This is a genomic window from Actinoplanes sp. NPDC049316 (assembly GCF_040677315.1).
Taxonomy (GTDB): Bacteria; Actinomycetota; Actinomycetes; order Mycobacteriales; family Micromonosporaceae; genus Actinoplanes.
Genome location: NZ_JBFAQM010000019.1, coordinates 13989 through 35761, shown reverse-complemented (window position 1 = coordinate 35761; position 21773 = coordinate 13989). Strand labels below are relative to the sequence as shown.

The window sequence follows — 21773 nt, the reverse complement described above, 5'->3', positions numbered from 1 at the left end:
GGAGATACCGATGCTCATCGGATTAGAAGGGCTTCCCGGCGCCGGGAAAAGCACCCAGTCCAGCCTGCTCGCCGACTTCCTGACCGGAGAGGGCCTGACCGTCAACTACCTGCCCGACAACCTGACCCGCGACGCCGACCCGCTCGGCCGGGCGCTGCTGGCGCTGTTCGACTCCGGTGATCCGTTCTCCCGACACGAACACGTCGTCACCGACACCCTGCTCGGCGCGGCGATCCGGGCGGACACCTTCGCCACCGACATCGCTGGACACCTCGCCGAGGGCAGCACCGTCATCGAGGACCGCGGAATCCACACCCTCTACTCCTACAGCCTCGCCCGGCTCCTGCAGCACCACCACGTCGTCCCCACCGACGCGATCACGTGGCTGCACACCGTCGGGTCCTTCGCCGGCCCCGCCGCCGTCCGGTCGGTGTGGCTCTACCTGCCTGCCGACGATGCCATCGCCCGCGCGGAGCTCCGGCAAGGCCATCCGTACACCGCCGAGCAGCGCGCCTTCCTCCGGTTCGTCCACGACGCCTACGCCGAACTCGCGCAATCCGATCCCAACCTGCACCGAGTCGACGTCACCGGACTCGACGCGCAACAGGCACATCACGCGGTGCTCGCCGACCTGGCCACCGTGCCGACCTTCGCCGCGAAACTTGCCACCGCGGCGTGACACGACCGGCGGCGTCGCGAGACCCGCCGCGTAACCAGCTACTACGGTCGGTGCCGTCCATCAATCCCCGATCACCTTGGAGTGGAAGACAGCATGACTACCCGATCCCACGAGGCCCCTCAGGACTTGCTCGCTGCACTCCGGCAGGCACGTGCGCGCGGAGGCGAAGCCCTCAGCAACTCCCTGGCCAGGCTCGGCGTACGCCCGCTTACCGGAGGCATGCAGAACGATCTTTACCGCTGGACGTCGCCGGATGGCGACGACACCGTGATCAAGTTCTACACCAAGACGGACCGGCGCCGCGCCGACCGCGAATGGGCCGCACTGAACCTCCTCAAACCGCAGGCCCTCCGGACGGTGCCGAGCCCGCTGTGGCTCGACCCGACCGAACCCGAACCCGCCCTCGGAATGACCCTCCTGCACGGAACACCGCTGATCGAAGCCGACGACCAGCTGAACGCGCTTCGCGACCTCGCAGCAACGACGACCCAACTGCAAGCCGTCCCGCTGTCCGGGCTCATGGCCGAGCTACCCCGCATCGACAGCGGCGAACATTACCTCGTCCGGCTGACCCAGGCATGGCCCGAACTGCTCGACAAGCAGGCCGACGACCCCTTGGCCCCGGCCATGCAGAAATTGCTTGCCATCTGGCACAGCAACGGCGACGCCGAAACAGTCATCGAGCACGACGAGCCGGTCCTGTCCCGCGGCGACGCGAACCTGCTCAATTGGCTCCAGACCCACGACGGGGCCGCCTGCGTCGACTTCGAATACGCCGGATTCAGCAACCGAGCGTTCGACGCCGCCGACCACATCGAGCACATCAGCGCCCGCGACGTCCCTGATTCAGTGTGGGTAGAAGTGCTGCCCGAACTCGGCGTCACCGACGCCAATCGCAAGCGCTTCGCGGCAAACCAACGTACCTGCGCCCTGCGGTGGCTCGCCGTCCTATGGAAGCAGCGCGACCGCCGCCACGACGAGTTTACCCGGCAACACGAGCGCGTCGAAATGCTCTTCGGTTCCTCCAGCCCATACGCCTAAGTGACCTACTTATGTAACATCCATCGCATTTCAATTGGCGGGAAGGGCGAGTCTCCGAAGCCCGCCGTCGGTGTTCCAGCCCAGGAGCCTCATGAAGATCGACATCGTGCATCCGGGGTACCTCTCCGTACAGCCGTCCGACCTAACCACGAAGGGCCTGGGCGGAAACGAGACAGGTATGGTCTTATCCGCTCGCGGCCTCGCCGCCCGAGGCCATGAGGTGCGGGTATACGCCGACTGTCCACGCGTAGACGATCTCGGCGTACAGTGGCTGCCCCTCAATGAGCTGGCCGAGGCCGCATATCGAGACGTCATTATTTTCTGGGTGCGGACCAAGAGAATGGAACCCGGTCGATTTAATGCACCCGTGCGAGCAGTGAAACTAGGGCTGAAGACACCCAACGGCAGTCTTATCGACCAAGTCGGCGCCGGAGACATCAACCTCCTCATCGCCTTCTCTGATTTTCAACGCAACCTCTATATCAACGACTTCGGTTACCCAGCGGACGCCGAATGGGTTGTCACCGCAGACGGTCTCGACACGTCGGACTACGCCGAACAGCCGCCCAAGACGGCGGGCCGGTTTCTGCACGCCGCGAACCCGAAGCGTGGTCTGGAACTGCTGCTGGACATGTGGCCCGCAATCCACGATGTGCATCCGGACGCAGAGTTGTTCATCGCATCGAGCCACCTACTGCGAGGCATAACAGTCGAGGAAGATCTGCGCCGGGCTGGCCGGCTGTACGAGCGCGCAAAAGCGATGGCATCCGACGGCGTGCACTACCTGGGTCGCCTGGCCAAACCCGACCTCATCAAGCTCCAGCTGACGGCCCAGTTCTACCTGTACCCCACGACGTACCCGGAGACCTGCTGCATCGCGGCCATGGAGGCCGCTGCCGCTGGCTCAGTAATCGTATGTTCCCCGGCCGGCGCTCTACCGGACCGGGTCATCGACGGCGTCACCGGTTGCCTGATCGAGGGAGACCCAGCAGACGCCGTCGTAGTCCGGACTTTCGTAGAGCGAATCACCGCGTTGCGATCGGACCCGACCCGGCTGATACACATGGGGCAGGCGGCAAGAGAACTCGCAGCCACCAGCGATTACACAACGGTGCTCCCCGTCTGGGAGGACGCTTTCGGCCGGGTCCTCGCGTCCATGCCTCCCGGCTGAAGCTCAACAGTTCAGGACGTGTCGAGGGGCCCGGGGGTATGTCATGAACGTCATGATCATCGATCTCGATGATACCTTGATCGAGGACGTGCAGGCCGTGCGAGCGTCCATCGTCCAAACGCTTTCGACGGTCGCCTTACCCACCGACGGCGAGACGATCGAACTGGCTCTGCAGCTGATCAGAAGCATGTGGAAGGCACACCCTCACCGGCACAATGGCCCGCTCTCCCACGTCAGCGGATGGGAGGCCCTCTGGCTACCGCGCGAGAACGCCGAACTTCCCGGGCCCGTCATCGAGTCGCTGCGCCAACATGAGATCCAGGTTTGGGCCGCAATACTCGCCTCACGCGAGGCCGACCCGGCTAGGGCGACCACCGCAGCGCAAACTTACCGGTCGTTTCGAAACGACCTCATCCGCCCGCTGCCGGACACTCAGGCGACACTGGCCCTACTCCATCGAAACCACCGACTCTGGCTGGCCACCAACGGGTTGCCGACGCACCAACAGCGGAAGCTCGCGAAGGCTGGGCTCACAGGCTCTTTCGATCGGATTCTGGTCTCTGGCGACGTAGGCGCCGCCAAGTCGAACCCGGCTTTTGCATCCGCCATCATGCGCGAGTTGGCCCGAGAGGGGCTTCGTGTCTGCCTTGTGGTCGGGGACAGCATCACCCAGGACCTACAGCTAGCCAGCAACGGTGGTTGGGCCGCCGCCCACATCTGCCCAGCCGGAGCCTGCGACGGCACCGTCACGAACCCCGAAACGACCGTCACGCATATTCGTTCTCTGAGCCAAGTCACATGTAAATGCCCGCCTCCAGCGCTACGCAGATCTTCTCTGTGAAGAGGTCAGCCAAACGGAGCTGCAGCTGGGGCGGGTAGCCTTTGCCTGGAAAGTTCGCTGCCGGTACTCGGGGTGATCGGACCGGCGACGCTCACGATTGTCGGCGGGCCGCATGAGGTACCGCTGGCCGCCGAGGTGACCGTCGTCGAGACGGCGGATCTATCTGGGCTAACGTCAGGCGACGGAAGCCAATCGGGGAGGGGCGACGTGGCTACACCGGCAATCGCGGCACTTAACCGACGAAGCCAACGCTGCCTCGATGCACAGGACCCGACTGCCGCCATGACAACAGTTGCCCTAGCTGAGGCGTCCGCGGTGCTCGACGAAAGCATCAGCGTTGCGGCGCTTACGAGCGGGACGGTCAACGGCGAAGGTCTGTTCGAAGTCGCGAAGCTTCATATGATTCGCGAGATGGGCTTAGTCGGAGATCTCGACCAACCGCGGGAATCCGCCGCGCAGGTCGCGCTATGGGTTCTGATCGCAGTCATCACCCCTGATTATCTGCCGCCACACGTCGACCAGACGGTGCAGGCAGCCATTCAGGGCGGCGCCGCGATTGACCCACCCACCGCGGCGACCATGGCGATGTGGTGTCACGCGACTGCCGTACGCGCTGCTTGGTGGCGCAAGCAGCGCAAAACCATCGTCCTCGCTGACGTTCTGGTGCGCGCCTTCGAGCGCGCTGCTGAGGTCGGCGGGCCTGATGTCGCCGAGCACTCCACCCGTCTGATCACCCTGGCCGGCTGCCGCGACATGCGCATGCGCTACCGACCGGATGACGATCCCGGCATCGCCAACGACCTGCAGGCCACGCTCGAACTCGTCGAGCGTGGCCTGGCCGCCGAGCCCGTCAAGCCGGATATACGGCTGCGCGGCCTGCGTCTCAAGGGACGGTCCGCACTCACCTACGGGCGCCTACATGCCGATTTCTCATCCCTTGACAGCGCAGCCTCTGCCCTGCAAGCGGCTGTAGATCTCGCCGACATCAGTGACCCTGCACGATCCGAAGACACAGAGCTGCTCCATGCCGCCGTGGCCGAAAGCCAGGATTTCCGACATCGCCGGCCGGATGGAGGTCGGCGATTCGGCTGAGCGCATCATCAGCGGTTCGGTTCGAGCCGTCACCTGAGCACGGCACGGGCGGTAGCAGATGCCCACGACGGGGGGCTGGGCAGAACACGCGACGTGACGAATAGTTTGGGCTTCGGTACCTTCGGTAGGTGACCCAGCCGGAGATGGACCAAGATCCAAGCCTTGGCTCGTCGGATCGGGGAACTGCGGCTCCACTTCCTCGATCCGCGCACCAGTTTCGCAGCAAGCGGGCTAGACATGCCGCGGCAGCCCTGGGGCCGCTGCTTCGCGAGGTCGGCGCGTTCGACTCCTCCGATGAAGACATTGACGCCGCCGTCGAGTTGTGCCGGGCCCTCATCGACCTGGATCCGGACGGACGTGGCGTTCCGACTCGACGCCTGTTCGAGCACCTTGCCGATCGGTTCCCGCGTGACCTCCTGGCTCGTCGCCTCAACGCCTTAATGCTGGGCGGAGCGGTCGCGAAGAAGAGCGACCGGCTCCATGAGCAGGATGTGCGTCTCGGTCTGTCAGGCTGGCTGGCCATCGCTTTGATCCCCTGGATCTCGACGATGTCTAGGCACAGGGCGCTGTTGGAGATGATGAGCCGGACGGAGACCCGGGCTCTGGCGCCCGGCGCAACCGCTGCAGATGTTCGGGCTGATCTGAACGACCTGAGCCGCATGCTCTCGGCCTATGCAAACGGGCTGCGGCAGATCGTTGAGGAGCGGGACGTTAAGGCGATGATGGAGCATGCCATTGACGTCGACGACGAACAAGTCCGGGCGCGCGTCAGGCAGACCAGCAGGGCCGTCAACCGAGGATTCGAGACGCAACTCAATGATGCGCTCAAGGACCTTCAGGCGGCAGCCAGCCGTTATGTGCGGCAGCAGGTCCGGCTGTTGCAGGCGTTGAAGGTGGTTCGGGGCTCTGTCCGGCTCTGGATCCGCAGCGACGAAGTACATGAGGTGCTCAAGAAAGCCTCGTTGGGCGACCTCGCAGCGCTTTGGGATGGCATCGCCTTCGACGAGTCTCCGTACTGGATCGATCCCGGCAAGGTCATGAAGGCGGTGAGCGACCTGACGTTCGTCGAAGATGACGAACGCGTGCCGGAGGCATCGGATGATGCCGTTGAAGTAGGCGAGCAGTCCTTCGAGGACAGTCTTCGTGGTCTCGCTGAACAGCTACTCAACGGGCGTGACGAGACCGATCTGACGGAGTTCCTCCTGAGCCGCCCTTGGCCGGTTCCAGCCGTGGCCATCACGCAGCTGTCCGCGTTGGCCGGCCTGGAGCTGGGGTACGACCTTGAATACGATCATATGATCGCCACTCGTGACGACGGCTCGACAACGCGCCTGGCAACCAAGATAGTCCTACGCCGTGTGGACGTGATATCGCCGGCGCCGGGTAGCGGAGCGTGAGCAGTGAACAAGACGTTGTCAGCGCAACTTCAACTGGCGCTGCTGCGACAGTGCGGCGCACGTGACGCTGACGGTCAACCCGTTGCCGAGATGGAGCGAGCCGCAGAAGCCGCAGGTCGTCGGGTTCATGCCGTAGAGGGCCCCCACAGTGGTGCGCTCTTGGTCCTTGGGTGGGATGGCCATGATCCGGGCGTCGGAAGCCAACCCCGGATCGCGCGACGACAGCTCACCATGGGAAACATCAAAGTTCTTCTCGTCGGCGTCGCACTGCTGTCCGACGGCCGCCGTAAGAGGGCCACCGCCTCCCTCGCCGAGATTGCTTCCGTACTGGAATGGCTGACGGGAAAGTCGTCGATGGGGGTCGTGGGCACAGCGGTAGAGATCCTGACGCGTGCTGGCCTGCTGCGCCAGGCTGGTGACGAGCTGGCCTTGGGGCCGGTCGCTCTTACCTGGGATGCCCAGACCCGCGACAGCATGGGCGCGGCCGTCCAAAGACTGCATGAGTACCCGGGCTGGGAGGAACGGACCGCATGACGGTGGAGGCATCGGTGGACGACCCGGTCGTCGTGGAAACGGTCCGAGCACTGGAAGCAGCCAGCGCGCCCCTTCGGCCGCAGGATTGGTACGCGCTCGCCGACAGCCACTTGCGGACGATGGTTGAGCATCGCCTACGGGCAATCGGACGTGAGCTCGTTGATGTGGGCGAGCACGACGGCAAGCCCGGCGGGTACCTCAGCGGCTGGTCGGACGAGGTGGCCCCGACCGTTGCCGCGCAACGCGGGGGACTGCAGGTGAAGGATCTCGCAGTCCTCAGCATGATCTACTTGCACAGCCACGTACTAGGCATACTCCTCGGTGAACAGACCATCCCATTGAGCGCCCAACTGGACGCCCACGAGGGGCCAGATGGCCGGGACATCGTCACAGCGGCGGAACTCGCCGACTGCCTACGCACACTTCAATCACATGAACTCATCGACTACGCCAAGCGGCCTGGGCTCGCCTTGCGGCGGCTGTCGGCCTCGCAACGACGTCGACTGGATGAAAACCTGGTACTCCTGTGCCGCCCCAACAGTCTTTGGGCACGGCAGATACGGCAGGACAGAGCACAGCAGCCGCAATCGGAGGCTGACGACTAGTGTTCACTCCCAAGCTGCCCATCGAGACCGCAGATCACGGCCTTATCGGGAACCGCAGCCTGCGTGCCTTTCAGATGGTCCGAGTCGGCCGCCATCCGAGTTCTGTGTTCTTACTTCCTTACGGTGGCATTTGGCTGATTTCAGGCCGAGGCCCTGGGTCCGGGTCCAACGGCGTCGGCAAGACCGTGCTGCTGGCAGCGTTGACGCTGCTTAACGGAGATCCACAATGGCGAGGCGAGGCGGGTGTTGGGCCATACGCGGCACGCCTACTATTCGATCGCAAACGCGCGAAGGTCAGCGACACCAGTTATCCCGATGCCCTCCGCGGATATCTGATCGGTGTTTACATGCACAGCCAGCGCCCATCAGAGGCGATCACCGTGATGATGCGTATCCAGCGTCACGACTCACGATACGTGCAGGTGCGATGGAGCGACGGCGTGGTCTTGGCCGAAGGACAGACCGAATCCGACCGAGTGCTGGCCGCCGACGCGATCTGGGAGAACATGCGCGGTGGCGAACAACTGGGCCCAAAGAACTATGCCGACGTCCTGTTCGGGTCGTCGCCGCGATGCCTCGCCTACATTCGAGCACGCGGTAGTGAAGACAACCAGGACACCGGGATCCTCGCACTCGGTCAGCAGCAGTTCCGTCCGGCCGATTTAGCCAACCACATCATCGCCTTGTCCGGCCATCAACAAGCGGTCATCGACGAGCGGGAGTCCCGCCAAGAAGTCGCCGCCGAAGAGCTGTTTCTGACGAGGATGAAGCGTGACGACGCCGATCTCAGAATCAAGGAGCGCCAGCAGCTGGCAGATATCAAGGCGCGTAAGCAGTCGCGTACTCAGATCGCCGCAGCGGCAACGCAATGGCAAGAATTTCTCAGCATCGGCAGCGTCCTGGAATATCGGCGAGAAGTCGACCTGCGCACGACCGTCGGCCAGCTTGAAGCGGCGATTCTCCAGATGGAGGCCGACGTCGAAGCCAAGGAGCGTGACCTACGGGAACTGCCATCCATCGACCAGCTTGCCCGACAACACGACCACGACCGTCGTCTCCGCGAGCAAGCCCACGGTCAGCTGGAGAAACTCACGAGGGAGCAGGGCGAGAAGGAACTGCGGCAGCGACAACTGGCAACTGAGCATGCCGAGCTGGAACCGAAGGCGGCGCTTGCTTTGGGACTCACGATCGTCGACGCCGGCCAGCAGTTGCAAGACGCCAAGGAGCTTGAAGCCAAGGCCGTAGCCGGCGCAGTCCTGCAGGAGCAACGGCTTGAAGCTGCCCGACGGGAGCTGGATCAGATCCGGGCAGGCAGACACGGTGAGTCAGGCAAGGTTCTGGCCGCTCTCGAAAACGAAGGCATTGACGCCCTGCGCCTAGTTGAGCTCATCACATTGGAAGACGGTGCGCGGGCCGTGTGGGAGGCACGACTGAGTCCGTTCGCACACGCGATCGTCATCTCCGCCGGCCGTCCGGAAAGCGCGGACCTAGCTCGCCAGGTACTTGAACAGCACCCAGGTATCCCTGCGCTCATGCTGGAGCAGGATCTCGATAGTTTCCAGTTGGCGTCGCCGGGAGACGGTGGCCCGCTCGACGCACTGCTGGCCACGCTTGCAGCACGGATGCAGGAGAACACGTCGGCTGCGGTGTTCGACGAGCGGCTTGGCTTGCATATCTGGGGCGGGTTCGATGTTCCCCTGACAGATCGCCGTGCTGCAATCCGAGCTGCGGAGGACCGTGTTGACGAACGCCAGAAGGAGTGGGAGGCCGCGAAGAAGGAGGGCGAGGCGACCACCAAACGCAGGGAGACGGCAGAACGCGTTGTTGAGGGCGCCCGTGCAGCGGTGCGGCTCACCGCAGTCGTGGAGGAAAAGAAGCAAGTCGACGAAAGGCTGTTGGTACTCGCCGAAGCCGTCCCGGTGGCGGAGAAGGCTGAGGACGACGCACGTGGAGTGGAAGCGGAGTCGAAACGGGCTCATGAGGAACATGCCGAACGTAGGGCCGGCCTTGTAACCGCCATTAAGAACCTGAAGACTGACGGCGACGACAATCTCGCGACAAGGAGGCTGAGCGCGGCCCAGGCGCGTGACCGGGCCAGCAAGCAAGCCGAGGCTGCCCGCCTTTGGCGGCGGCATGCCGGAATCGTCGACGCCGCAGCGGCAGGGGAAGGCTTGGAGGTCACGGGCGTCGAAGCAGACGAGCGCACTCGCGACGCCAAGCTGCATGACGCATGCTCCTCGTTGCGGCAGGCTATCGAATGCGTTGTGACGGATTCGGCCGCCAGCGGACAGCAAGAACCGACGGCGGAGGAGGTGCCGGACCTCGGCTCATACGACGGACATGTCGCAGAGCTGACCGCGGAAGTCAACCACATGCACGAGTGGTGCGTGAAGCACAAGACTGCCGCAGAAGCCAATATGCCGTTCGACGCCGCAACGAAGCCGTTGACGGAGTGGCTGGACTGGTACGGAGAAAGCGATGCCGCCGACGAAAAAGATATCCGGGCCCGGCAGAGTGACCGTGAGAAGAACATCCAGGCTCGCGAGAAGCAGACTGAACAGACCCGCCTGTGGCTGGTCAGCCAACGAGAGCTTCAGATCCAATTGATCACGGACGCATTCAAGAGCGCGGAAGAGCAGCTCAACCAGCTACTCAGCGTCGCTGGGCGTGACCGTGTGGCACTCCGCTTCACGCACGTCGATCTTGGAAATCCGGACCTGCCGCTCAGGTGGGAAGTTCGCCCGGAATGGATCCTGCCAGCTGGCGAGACGGTCGACTACAGCGCCTCACCGAACACGGCGGAACTCATCATCCTGCACACCCTGCTCGCCGTCTCGTCCATGGTCTCCGCGACCCAACCCCAAGGCCGGATGGTCGTCGTCGACGAATCAGGCAACAATCTGGACGGCAGCAACCTCCGCCGCTTGGCCGGAATCCTCGAACACGTTGCCGCCCGATACGGCCTCACCGTCGTCTTGGCCTGCCAAGACGTCTATGCCCACCTCGTCGCCCCGCATACGGCCAGCCTCGTCAAGCTCCTGCGCTTAGGTAGCAACGACGTGCTCAACGCCCGTCCCGCCGTCGTGCACGGGCCCGACGAGCCAGAACTGGTCAAGCATTTCGCCCCTTATCTGAACTGAGCGATGCGGAGCATGAGTCAGACAACGGTTATCGCGACGCAGCCACAAGAGATCGCCGGCCTACCCCGACAGCTTGCAGCGTTCCCGGTCTACCGAGTGACCGAACGCGCCGGCGGTGCTACAAAGCATACGCTCGTCCGCGTCCATATTCGCCCAGCCGTCGAGCCGACCGCCGAACAGTGGCAGGCAGCACTCAATCAGATTCCCGACTCGACGCGCGCCTGGCTGCTCAGAGAGCGGTCTCGCAAGGCCACCAGCATCGTAAACCGTCTTAAGGACCACACGATGCAACTGACCTACCAGTGGTGTTTGGACGGCTTGATCTCGTTCGAGGCCGAACCGCCGGCTCGCCTCGGCGCGGAACACGGACGCCTTGTCCAATGGAAACTGGCCGACGACGTCTCCGCCTACGTCGAACGTGACAAACAAGACAGAATCATGCAACGGGAAACCATGCACGATGAGGCGCGTCAACTGATAGCGGCGTTGGCAGACCACCCGATCACCGATCTGCTGGCAGACCCGGACGGTCACGACCTATCCACCCTTGGACACATCCTTACTGTTAGTCGCTCGCTCCTGACCCCCGACAGCACGATCCACCAAGTGACCAACAGCGGGCTGCTGCATCGGCTTACCAGAGGGCACCAGCTGGTTCACCTGCTCGCACGCGGCGAACACCGGGACTACCGCCCCGACAATGAGCTTGCACGCGGCGGCCAGGCGGTCGTGTTCAGGGCGACCCACAAAGTCACGAGGGTCCCCGTCGCCATTAAGAGACTCAAGGCCCGAAACGACGACTCCGTTGCCCGCATGCGCCTAGAAATCGAAGCCACCACACGATTTGGTGCCCATCGCAACATCGTCCCGGTGCTGGACGTAAGTCCCGACGGTGACTGGTTCGCCATGCCGATCGCGGAGGCAACAGCCAAGGACCAGGCGACACAGTTGAGGGATCCAGACCAATTACGCCTGCTTGTTGAGGCGATCATCGACGGACTTCGCGAGCCCCATAGGGCGGGGTGGATCCATCGAGATCTCAAGCCCGAGAATCTTCTTATGGTCAACGGCCACTGGGCGATCGCAGACTGGGGAATCGGCAGGCGCCCGCGCGGCCTGACAACCACACCGGGACGCACACATACGGGCAGCCTTTACGGCACGGAAGGCTACGCGGCCCCGGAGTCTTCGCGGAATGCCCACGATGTGGGGCCCCAAGCGGACATTTACAGCATCGGCCAGATCATCGGAGCAGTCTTCACAGGACGACAGCCGCTGCCGAACATCCCACTACTTCCCGACGGCACACGATGGATAGAAATCGTGAAGGCAGCCACCCATTTCGATCCCGCTTATAGACCTGCAACAGTCGATGAACTCCTGGACCTGCTGGAGCGTGTTTGGTGAGCGATGAAGGCACGCAGTCGTCCTTTACCCGAGTTGCGCTGGAGCCATTCTTCCTGCACCGTGAGCAAGTTATGGGGATTCTGGGGTTACAGCGAATGTCCGATCACCGTCAACGATCAACCGGTGACTGGTCAACACCTTATGCCCTGGCGACAGCACTAGGCGAGGCTCTGCCACAGCTCCGAATCGGCGAACTGCAAAATGCCGTTCAGACGGAAGGCGCGCAGCCGGGGCAGGTCGTGGGTATTGAGCAAGACTTCGACTTCCGCCGAGCTAAGGAGCGAGACTGCCCGGGCGACATGCCTATCGATTTCAACGCAAATCTCAACACCGATGACGAGGTCACGGTCCGTGGAACATTCAACGCGACCCGGTTGGCGGCCGATTCATCGGCGGGAAACGTAACCGGTCGTAAGCACGCGTACATCATCGGAACCGTAACCGCGTGCGACAGGACCACGGTGCAGCTGAGGCCGGCATTCGTCGGCGTCCGCTCCTACGTCGAAGACGACGAGTCCGCTCTATTCGGAATCAGCCTTCCGCGCCGTGTCTACCCAAGTGAAGTGGACCAGTTTCGGCACATCAACTTCGTGGAGTCTTGTACGTCATCCGATCTGCAGAGACTTGAACAAACGCCAGAAGAAGTCGTCAAGAATGCCATAGCGACACTTCTTGGTGAACCGTACGTTCCAAAAGATTGGGGTGGCGAGAGATCTGACCTCTACACCAGCAGAATGTTCGTTCGAGGCGTCCAGGTATCTACGGCATGGCTGTTCAAGGGGCCAGGGTCACGAGGCCCGATGACCGTAAGAACTTTAGGTAGCCGCGGAGACCAGATTGTTCGACTATTCAGTGAACCGGCCGACATACTTGTGCTCCAACACTACCGAGAGATAACCACGGCGGTGATTAGCATGATGGAATCTCATGCTCACGATTCGCGCCGTCCGCGCCGGTTCATGATTCTCGACGGTGAAGACACCGCAAGAATCCTGCGAGGCTGAGACGGCCCTTGACCCAATGCAGGAGCATCGACATCACGGGATCCCGGAACCGGCGAAGACTTCGACCAGGACTGGCCTTTACGGTCGCCGAGGCGATCCGCGACGGCGTCACGCAGCTGTCCGACCGGGCGGCCGAGCCCGACAGCCCGCGGCGATGGAGGCCGAGTGGGCCGCGTGGCGGACCGCCAACGACGACGCCACGCTGGTCCAGTTGCTGGCCACGCCGAAGTCAGAAGACAAGGAGCCGATTTGGTTCGCTGTGATCGCGCCAAACGCATTCTGATCGCCTACGGCCGGAGACGGTTCACGCAGCTGAGCAGGCAGGACGTCCAAGATCTCGTGGAAAGCGCGCTGGCTCGCTGGCGCAATCGCGGCCTGGATCGCGCTCACCACGTCGGCTCAGGCGGTCGCGCCGGCGACGGCTAGCAAGCGGCGGCTAGACAGGAGGCGCGGGCAACTCGGCTTCTGCCACTGCTTCATCGGAGGTGGATGACCTCGCTCTCGGCGATCGCTACGCTAGGCCGTCCGGGTCAACGGCGTAGATCTTGAGTTGAGCAGGAGGGCCTGTGCAGCTAAGCAAGGTGCACATTCGGAACTTCCGGAACTTCGCCGACCTGGAGATCGACCCGTTCCCGAATCCAGCGGTGGTCGTTGGCGAAAACGGGGTCGGGAAGAGCAATCTGTTGTCCGCGTTGAGGCTGGTCCTCGATCCAGACTTGCCTGATCGGCGTCGGTGGCTGCAACCCGACGACATCCACGACGGCGGCCCGCCGATGGCGGACGGCGTTGAGGTTTCGGTCGAGGTCGAGCTGACCGACTTCGACGAAGACGACGACGCCCGAAGCGAACTCGATGGCGCGATCGTCGACACGGAACCCTTGGTGGCGCGGTTGACCTATCTCTTTAGGCCGAAGACCTCATTGGCCGAGGTTCTGGGCACTGCGGCGACGCCGCAGCTGACGCCCGATGACTATGAGTGGACGATCTACGGCGCCGATGATCCGTCCAACGCGATGCTGGCCGCCAAGCGCTACGCGGCCTTGTCGGTGTTGCCGCCACTACGCGATGCCGAGGGTGATCTCGACAGATCTGATCGCAGCCCGCTCACCAGGCTGCTTCGTGAGCTGCCCCCATCCGACGCGAACCTCGACGATGCGTTGAGCGCGATGCAGGCGGCCCGCGACAAACTCGGCCGAGACACGAACGTACGAAAAGTTCGACGCATGATCCACGACCGCATTACCGAGATGGCCGGTCCGCAGCTTGTTCTCTCTCCGTCGCTGGCGTTCGCTGGCCGCCAGGAAGACTTGATACGCAGTGTCCGCCTGTTCATCGACGCCGCGAGCACGCGAGGCATGGATCGCACGTCGACCGGGACCGCGAACGTCATCTATCTGGCGCTTCTGCTGGAGCGTCTGCGCCTGCGTCGGGAGTCGGGTGACGGGGAGGACACTCTGCTCGCGGTGGAGGAGCCCGAAGCGCACCTCCATCCGACCTTGCAGCGCCACGTCTTTGCTCATCTGCTGGGCCAACCGGATCGGCTCATTCTGACGACCCACAGCCCGCACATTGCCGCGGTCACGCCTCTGGCAGGTCTCGTACTCCTGTCAGGCTCCGGCGGGCACACGGTGGCGAGCGTGGTGCCGCCCGGCCTGTTGACGGCGCATGAGACGGCCGACATCGAGCGGTACCTGAACGTGACTCGTGCCGAGCTGCTGTTCGCGCGCAGGGTCATCTTGGTCGAGGGCGCCGCGGACGGCTACCTTCTGCCTGCTCTGGCAGCGGCGGTCGATTTCGACCTCGACGGGCATGGCATCGTCGTCGCTTCGGTCGAGGGGACAGACTTCGCTCCGTATGTTCGCCTGCTGAGCAGCGCAGCACTTAACCGGCCGTTCGCGATCCTCACTGACGGTGACGTGACCGAGTCCGGCCAGGTTCATGAGGTCGAACCTGGTCTGGTGCGCGCCCGCAAACTCCTCGATATTCATCAGCCGAGCGCCAATCCCGGCTTCAAGCAGCGGGTCGGCACAGTTGCCGCTGCCGCGATGCTAAACGGTGCCTTGCGTGCCGGACGAGCGGATCTCGTCAGCGATGCCTCGTCCTACGGAATCTACGTCGGCGACCACACCCTTGAGGTCGACGTTGTGCCGCTACTGGCGCAGGAGATGGTCTTGGCGTTCAACGAGTTAACGAGCGGCGCCGTCCGGCAACGGAACTTCGCCGACGCCGTGGAGGAGATCCGTGCCGCCGCCGGCAGCCCCACTAAGGAACAGCGTGAGGCGCTGTTGTCGCGCATCGAGAAGATCGGTAAGGGTCGCTTCGCGCAACGCCTCGCTGCTCATGTGAGCACGATAAACCTGCGCGAGCGGGTAGTTGATCTACTCGGAGCGGGTGTGGACGACGAACTTGCGCCGGAGAATCTGCTCGCCGTTGCCGGCTGCGGATCGTTGCTGACTCTTCTGGATGATTTGCGGCGGGAGGTGGAGGAGCTGCCGCTCCTACCCACGGAGGAGGAGTATTTGGCGTGGTTGGAGTCGGACGGCGACCACGATGACGAGTCCGGCGGCGAGCTTCCCGAAGTGGCTGAAGAGATCGAGGACGACTGGTGACCGGACTACGCGGCCGGTGGGAGTGAAAGTGGCCGGGCCCCCCAGGACGTCGGGAGAGGCCATGCTTTCCCCGGCGCTGGCCGCCGAGATCAGCACGCTGCACCCCCGCCAGCGAGATGCCGCCCTCCGCGACGGCGATGTCGTGATACTCGCAGGCCCGGGAGCAGGCAAGACTCGGACAGTAGCGGCCCGGGTGGGATATCTGCTCGCCACTACCAGCGAGCACCGCGGCGTTGCCGCCATGACCTATACCGATGCTGCGGCCCGAGAACTCAGCGCTCGTCTGCGCAAACTAGGTCTGGTGCCGGGACGGAGGCTGGCCAGCCGGACGGTGCACGCGTTCTGCCTTCATCACGTCCTACTGCCCTACGGCAAGATCGCAGATCATCCGCTGCCGGCCGACTTCCAAGTGCTGGACCAGACCAGCAGCGACCGCATGTGGTCCGACGCGCTCTCGGGAGCTGGGGTCTTTTTCAACAATCTTCGCCGAGAGATGCCTACGGTCACTACGCTGCGGCGCCGCGCCGCCGCAGGTGAAGACGTCCGCGATTTCACACGTCAGCATCAGCTCGCTGTGCAGCTCTATGAACAGCGGCTCGTGACCGACGGGCTGCTGGACTTCGATGAGATGACCCACCGGGCGCTGCACATTCTCCGAGACAGCAAGGCCGCTCGCGACCTCTTGACGTCGCGGTTCCCGAACCTGGTCGTTGACGAGTACCAGGACCTCGGTCCGGTCCTCGACGCCCTCGTCACGACCATGCACGGTGCGGGCATGACGATAACTGCCGTGGGTGATCCCGATCAGACGATGTTCGAGTTCCAGGGGGCCGATCCGCGTTACCTGCGTGAACTCGGGCCCCGGATCGGCTGCGAACCTGTGCAGTTGACGTTGAACTATCGCAGCGGCAGCGCCCTCGTGGCCGCCGGCCGCGCAGCGCTCGGCGAAGACCGCGGCTACTCCCATGACCCCGACAGGACCGATCCGGGTGTGATCGACATCAGGCCGGTCTCCGGTGATCTCGACACGCACGCGGTTCGCACCGTCGAAGTCGTGGCGGAACTCCTGGAGAACGGTGTTCCCGCTGAGGACATCGCCGTGCTGTATCCCGGCCCAACCGATCTTCACGACCTGGTGGAGGCTGCGCTCGCGCATGCTGGCATCGCGTTCGACAACGAGCGCGGCCGTCGCGTGCCCGACGGCCCGCTGGCCAACATGATCATGGCGTGCGCCGCTCGGCGGCTATCCGGCCCGCTACCCGGACGCACCGAGCCAGTGAGCCCCGGCCAACACCTCCCCAGGCGGGCCACCGGCGGGGGCAAAACCCCGCCGACCGTGCGAGAGATCGCGGCGATGTGGAACCGGCTGCTGCGGGAGACGGGCACGGCCGGCCCCGACGACACCCCTCGGACACTGGCCAGACGGCTGCTCGGGCTGCTCGATTCCTCCCGACGCGAGCAACTTGATGATGACAGCCGGCCGTTCTGGTCAAAGCTGAGCGAACTGCTCACCATCGACAAGCTGGCAATGGATAGCCGTGATCGGCGCGACCAGCAGGCCCCAGCGAAAGTTACTGCTGAGGTTGCAGCAGGACTCACGATGGCGGAACTTGCGGGCGGCAGCGCACCTGGCCGAGTAGTGATGACGACGTATCACAGTGCAAAGGGACGCGAATTCTCGGCTGTCATCCTGCCAGGGCTTATTGACGGGCTAGTGCCGTTCTGGTTTGAGAACCGGCCACTAACCAAACTCGCACTGGAGGACGCACGCCGAAAGTTCTACGTCGCCGTGACCCGCGCCGTCGATGCCGTGACCCTCATCCCCGGAAATCATTTCACCGCCTGGGGCCAAACGCGAAACTCAACGTGGTCACGTTTCGTGTTCGACATCAAACGCGAAATTGACAGGTGATCTCAGCAGCGCGTTGTCTGGGCGAAGGCATGCAACGTAGCGTGCGTGAGCGCCACCAGCAGTTACCTCCACCCCAGCACGTCTTGCCCCACAGCATGAGAGTTACTGTTAGTTTCAGTGAATCTTGCAGCGCGTCCGCGCCGAGTGCGTAGGCCCGCGGGAGGCTGACTGGGTAGACGAGACACCCAGTGCCATAGGGTAGATGATCACGCCGCCCGCATGGCAAAGATCTTTCTCTGAGCCTCAAGGTAGCGGCGCAGATCGACAACACTATCGTTCTCGGAATCGGCCGCATCTCCTAGAACCTCATCCGGCTCAATGGAGTTCGCCTCGGCAAGCGTTTGCGTGTAGTCACCAACGAGGTTGATCAGCGCTTCCCACTGCTCGATCGGAAGATCAACGGTGATAACGCCGTCGACGGAATAGGCTTGCACCGCATCCCGGTCGGAAATGAGCTGGCTGACGACGCCTACGTCAAGGTGTCCTTGGCGAGCTGCTTCCAGGTAAGCGCGCAATGAGGCGTTGAAGTTCTTGAGGCAGTCGGGGATCGCACGCTTACGCTTCCTCGCGGCGATCAGCGCAGCACCTCCAACGACCACCACCCCTGCGGCGGTGACCCCGACGATGACCCACGGGTTTCGTAGCCTGCCTCCGAGACTCGCTACTGCCCGCTCTGCTTGGTTCTTTGCCGGGCCCGTGACCTCATCCAGGTGCTTGAAGACTTGTCCCGTGGCGACATCTCGAACCACGCTGCCGATGCGGAACAATTCTTTCGTGTCTATTCGAGCCTGGATCTCCGGCGGTATGTAAAGGTTGACCTGCTCGATCACTGCTCGTCCTCCGCCGCCGACGCTTGGTTCTGGGGCATCCAGGCCGGCTTGATTGTAGGGTGACGACCCACGGACGACACGCGCTCCCAGCGCCCCGGCAAAGTCGTTCGCACGCCGTTCAAACGCCACCGTCGCCGGCCGAAGCCGTCGCGTTGACAGAAGGCGCTCTTCGAGCGGGCACCGAGATGGCGAACGAGCCAGCGCGGCAGTAGTCGGATCGCACGAGATCGCCACGAACCGCCTACCGCCAAGTGGAGCGATCGATAGAGCATGCGTGACCAAGGCGATCCGCACCGCCATCGGTACGGTCGACCCGACTGCCGGTACTGACGCTGGCTGAGCCCAGGTTGCGACCTTCGGCCCGGACGAGCGAGCCGAGGTCGTCTTGATCCTGGCCTACACGATCGTCAACTATCTCCGGGAGCACCGGGCGAAGCAGACCCGTTTCGCGGCCGAGTCAACGCATGCTCGCCCGCCAGAGGAAGGTCCAGGTCGGCACCCTGCGCCATGATCCTTTGGTTCGCATGCCGTAACCTCGGCTCCACCAACACCCAGGTCGGCAGCCGTACCGGCGCCGGTTCGAGAACGTGGGTGCCGCGAAGATCGACGACGAAACGGTCGCCGACTGACCCCGCTCCGGACCGCGGACCCGCCACGCTGACACCCGGGTTTCCCGGCACCGACAGGACAGGCTGAGCTGGGATACCCCTCCCCGGGCAGCCTGTCCTGATCTTCTCCTCGGAAGTGCCGCTACGGAGCGGGGCGAATGACGATTCCGCCGAAGCGGGCCTCGTTGGCCACGCATCGCACTCCATCGACGAAGACCACGTGGTCTCGGGTCACCGCTTCGGCCGGGGTGTTGTCGTCCGCGTAGATCGCCTCGAAGCCGCCTGTCGCGGAGGTGTTGAAGAACTTGAGCGGCCGGCCGTCGGCGGCGATTGCTCTGGTGGCGCAGTCCTGGCACAGGTGATCGGGGTAGCGCGGGTTGGTGCGGACTTCGGTCCGGCAGATGGGGCAGCGCTGGATCGCCATGGAGCGGATCTTATCGGGCGCCGCCGGGTGGCCCGTTGCGCACTCCATCGGGCTCCGGGCGGGTTCGGGGCTGCCGGATGTGCCCTCGGCGCCCTTCATGCTTGCGAGCGTCGCCGCGGTGTTGGTGGCCGTCGGCATGGGGTGGCTCGGCTGGTTGTGGCGCTGGGAGTGAGACGGCGGCAGAGGTCCGTCGAAGTGCGGTGAGGCGGAAGCTGGGCCGGGTTGTGATCGCGTGGGTCACTCGACCGGGCAGGTTGGTGTGTCCGTGGGGTGTCCTGGGAGACTGGGTGCTGTCGGCTGAGGGGACGCGGCGAGGAGGCGGGGACGTGGCTACCGGCAAAGCGGACGTCGCGCGGCAGCGGGAGATCAATGAGCGGGTCAGTACGCTGCTGCAGCACGCGTCGTCCGAGATGGTTGCTCGGAAGGCCGAGTCGCTCGCGCCGTTCGATCTGACCGTTACCCAGTACACGGCCCTATTGATGTTGCGGTGCAATCCTGGCGTCTCCAGTGCCCAGTTGGCGCGGCTGTGTCGAGTTACGCCGCAATCGATGAGCGTGGTGACCGCTGCATTGGAGCGGCGCGGCCTTACCGAGCGGATGCCTGTTCCTATTTATGCCCGGATCATGGCGCTCACCCTGACCCGCAAGGGGAATGCGTTGCTCGCGAAGGCGGATGCGGCGGCGCGCCGGGTGGATGAGCGGTACGAGGCTGAGTTCAGCGCCGAGGAGCTCGCCACGTTGCGCGAGCTGTTGCGTCGTGCCCGGGCTGCCGTCGACGACTCGGCCGCCGTGGACCGCGCCGCGTCCTGACTCGGCCCGCCCTGCTGCCCGACGCGGAGCCGTCCTCCGGCCCGCTGTGTCCTGGCTGCGTGAGCTGCGGGTCTGCGTAACCGCCTTGCGTCCGAGCCGGCTCAGTGTTGTTTCCGGTTCATTTCCTTGCTGCGCGCATCACCATAACCGTCAGGCCGGAGTCGGGCTTATCGGTCGCCTTCCGGCCCGAGGCGACATTTGCGAAAGGCCGCTGAAGCGTTGTATCCGAATTCCGGATATGCGCTTCGTCGAAGCGTTTCCACTTCCCCTTGGTGGCGGATGTCACAAGGTCCCATCGCCGTGCGTGAGTGCCTCTCCGCTCTCGGGCCCACCTGCTCATCTCGATGCTCGTCGAAGGCATGCCTCGGCCCCGGTCCGAATACCGCGTGACCGCATCCCGACAGAGCGTCACTGCGGGTCGTTCGAGCGCCCAGGATTGAGTAGAGTTCGGATCCGAGACAGGCAACTGTCACGGATCAACTAACTGTCAATCGGGGGAAACAGTCGTGACTGTGGAACAGGTTGCGGTGACCGACACCGAAGGCCGGTCCTGGCCGATCCGGGCGGCCGCCGACACGGCTCTGGTGCTCAGCGACGAGGAGCGGGAGTGCCTGCGTGACGTAGCGCTCGAGCTGGCCGTGCGGCATGCCGGCCGGCCCACGGCGCTGCATCTGGACGACGGCGAGCTGATGGTCGACTGCAAGCTGCGCCTGCTGCGTGGCGGCCCGGACCGCCTCCTGCACGCGCTCACGGACTTCCGCTACCGGAGCAACTCCGACGGCGCGCTGCTGCTGCGGAATCTGCCGATCGACGATCCGCTGCCGCTCACGCCCGACGAGGGCAACTTCGACGACTGGCAGCGGCTGCGGGTGGCCTCGATGACGCAGCTCGCGGTCATGAACATCGTCGGCGACGTCATCTCGTACGCGGATGAGAAGGCCGGGCGCATCATCCAGGACGTGGCCCCGGTGCCGGGCGCCGAGAAACGTCAGGAGAATTCGGGCAGCTGCTTCCTGGAGCTGCACACGGAGGACGGCTTCCACCCGCAACGTCCGCGGTTCATCAGCCTGCTCGGGTTGCGGCCCGACCACGACCGGGTCGCTCTGACGCTGGCCAGCGGGATCATGCGGGCGCTCGTGGCGCTGGACGGTGGCACGCGGGCGGTGCTCGCCCGGCCGCTGTACCGGATCCGGCTGGCGAGCTCGTTCGTCGGGGACCGCGAGGACGTCTACACGGGTCCGGTTCCCGTGCTCACCGGTTCGCTGACCGATCCGGATCTCTGCGTCGACTTCCACGCGATGGTCTCGGACGACGCGGAGGGCCGGCGTGCGCTCGACACGCTGCGCCGGGCGATGTTGAGCAACCTGGTGGGACACGTGATGGAGGCCGGCGACCTGCTCATCGTCGACAACGACAAGGCCGTGCACGGACGCACCGGTTTCGCGGCCCACTACGACGGTGAGGACCGCTGGCTGCGGCGCGCCTTCGCCGTACCCGATCTGCGTCGATCGAGCGCGGGCCGGCTGCCGAGCTCACACGTGCACCGGCCGATCTTCACGCAGGACGACGACCGTCTGCGCCGACCGGTCGTCAGGCCCGACAACGACACCAACCTCGCCATGGCCGAGCGGCGTCCGTCGTTCAGCCTCGACTAGAGAAGGACTGCATCG

General features: G+C 64.1%; 18 protein-coding genes. 15 read left to right on the top strand and 3 right to left on the bottom strand.

Annotated features, from left to right (window positions below):
- Nucleotides 1-10: 10 nt before the first annotated feature.
- The 6 genes from AB0K03_RS25855 to AB0K03_RS25830 all read left to right on the top strand — a co-directional run bounded on the left by AB0K03_RS25855 (nt 11) and on the right by AB0K03_RS25830 (nt 6221).
- Complete coding sequence (locus tag AB0K03_RS25855) at nt 11-679, top strand: thymidylate kinase (protein WP_364689323.1); 669 nt, start codon at nt 11-13, stop codon at nt 677-679.
- Between the two features lie 93 nt (nt 680-772).
- Nucleotides 773-1720 carry an aminoglycoside phosphotransferase family protein gene (locus tag AB0K03_RS25850; protein ID WP_364689320.1) on the top strand — a complete coding sequence of 316 codons (948 nt, stop codon included), beginning with the start codon at nt 773-775 and terminating at the stop codon, nt 1718-1720.
- A gap of 91 nt (nt 1721-1811) precedes the next feature.
- Nucleotides 1812-2891, top strand: a complete 1080-nt coding sequence (locus AB0K03_RS25845; RefSeq protein ID WP_364689317.1) for a glycosyltransferase family 4 protein — start codon at nt 1812-1814, stop codon at nt 2889-2891.
- Between the two features lie 52 nt (nt 2892-2943).
- Nucleotides 2944-3732 (top strand): HAD family hydrolase, encoded by a 789-nt coding sequence (locus tag AB0K03_RS25840; protein ID WP_364689314.1) that lies wholly within the window; start codon nt 2944-2946, stop codon nt 3730-3732.
- A gap of 315 nt (nt 3733-4047) precedes the next feature.
- Nucleotides 4048-4824: a hypothetical protein gene (locus AB0K03_RS25835; protein WP_364689311.1), complete on the top strand. Its 777-nt coding sequence runs from the start codon at nt 4048-4050 to the stop codon at nt 4822-4824.
- A gap of 128 nt (nt 4825-4952) precedes the next feature.
- Nucleotides 4953-6221, top strand: a complete 1269-nt coding sequence (locus AB0K03_RS25830) for a hypothetical protein (RefSeq protein WP_364689308.1) — start codon at nt 4953-4955, stop codon at nt 6219-6221.
- Nucleotides 6222-6239: 18 nt separating this feature from the next.
- Here the strand turns inward: AB0K03_RS25830 and AB0K03_RS25825 are convergent, their stop codons facing one another.
- On the bottom strand, nt 6240-6722 hold the full coding sequence (locus AB0K03_RS25825) for a hypothetical protein (protein WP_364689305.1): 483 nt from the start codon (nt 6720-6722) through the stop codon (nt 6240-6242).
- A 29-nt stretch (nt 6723-6751) separates the two neighbouring features.
- Between AB0K03_RS25825 and AB0K03_RS25820 the strand changes: the two genes are divergently transcribed.
- The 7 genes from AB0K03_RS25820 (at nt 6752) to AB0K03_RS25790 (ending at nt 17432) form a co-directional block, all read left to right on the top strand.
- Nucleotides 6752-7360 carry a hypothetical protein gene (locus tag AB0K03_RS25820; RefSeq protein WP_364689302.1) on the top strand — a complete coding sequence of 203 codons (609 nt, stop codon included), beginning with the start codon at nt 6752-6754 and terminating at the stop codon, nt 7358-7360.
- On the top strand, nt 7360-10500 hold the full coding sequence (locus tag AB0K03_RS25815; protein WP_364689299.1) for a hypothetical protein: 3141 nt from the start codon (nt 7360-7362) through the stop codon (nt 10498-10500). The genes AB0K03_RS25820 and AB0K03_RS25815 overlap by 1 nt, the downstream gene beginning before the upstream one ends.
- Nucleotides 10501-10512: 12 nt before the next feature.
- Nucleotides 10513-11907 (top strand): serine/threonine-protein kinase, encoded by a 1395-nt coding sequence (locus tag AB0K03_RS25810; protein ID WP_364689296.1) that lies wholly within the window; start codon nt 10513-10515, stop codon nt 11905-11907.
- Nucleotides 11904-12911: a hypothetical protein gene (locus AB0K03_RS25805; protein ID WP_364689293.1), complete on the top strand. Its 1008-nt coding sequence runs from the start codon at nt 11904-11906 to the stop codon at nt 12909-12911. The genes AB0K03_RS25810 and AB0K03_RS25805 overlap by 4 nt, the downstream gene beginning before the upstream one ends.
- 154 nt (nt 12912-13065) lie before the next feature.
- The gene (locus tag AB0K03_RS25800) at nt 13066-13194 is read left to right on the top strand and encodes a hypothetical protein (protein WP_364689290.1); all 129 of its coding nucleotides are present in this window, start codon (nt 13066-13068) and stop codon (nt 13192-13194) included.
- A 283-nt stretch (nt 13195-13477) separates the two neighbouring features.
- Nucleotides 13478-15520: an AAA family ATPase gene (locus AB0K03_RS25795; protein WP_364689288.1), complete on the top strand. Its 2043-nt coding sequence runs from the start codon at nt 13478-13480 to the stop codon at nt 15518-15520.
- A gap of 61 nt (nt 15521-15581) precedes the next feature.
- A complete protein-coding gene (locus AB0K03_RS25790) occupies nt 15582-17432 on the top strand; it encodes an ATP-dependent helicase (protein WP_364689285.1) in 1851 nt (616 codons plus the stop codon).
- Nucleotides 17433-17638: 206 nt separating this feature from the next.
- Here the strand turns inward: AB0K03_RS25790 and AB0K03_RS25785 are convergent, their stop codons facing one another.
- Both AB0K03_RS25785 and AB0K03_RS25780 read right to left on the bottom strand, forming a co-directional pair.
- Complete coding sequence (locus AB0K03_RS25785; RefSeq protein WP_364689282.1) at nt 17639-18262, bottom strand: hypothetical protein; 624 nt, start codon at nt 18260-18262, stop codon at nt 17639-17641.
- Between the two features lie 750 nt (nt 18263-19012).
- Nucleotides 19013-19432: a hypothetical protein gene (locus AB0K03_RS25780; protein WP_364689280.1), complete on the bottom strand. Its 420-nt coding sequence runs from the start codon at nt 19430-19432 to the stop codon at nt 19013-19015.
- 188 nt (nt 19433-19620) lie between these two features.
- Here AB0K03_RS25780 and AB0K03_RS25775 point away from each other — a divergent pair, with 188 nt between their 5' ends.
- Nucleotides 19621-20103, top strand: coding sequence for a MarR family transcriptional regulator (locus AB0K03_RS25775; RefSeq protein ID WP_364689277.1), 483 nt, complete (start codon nt 19621-19623; stop codon nt 20101-20103).
- Between the two features lie 506 nt (nt 20104-20609).
- Nucleotides 20610-21758: a TauD/TfdA family dioxygenase gene (locus AB0K03_RS25770; RefSeq protein WP_364689274.1), complete on the top strand. Its 1149-nt coding sequence runs from the start codon at nt 20610-20612 to the stop codon at nt 21756-21758.
- Nucleotides 21759-21773 lie beyond the last annotated feature (15 nt).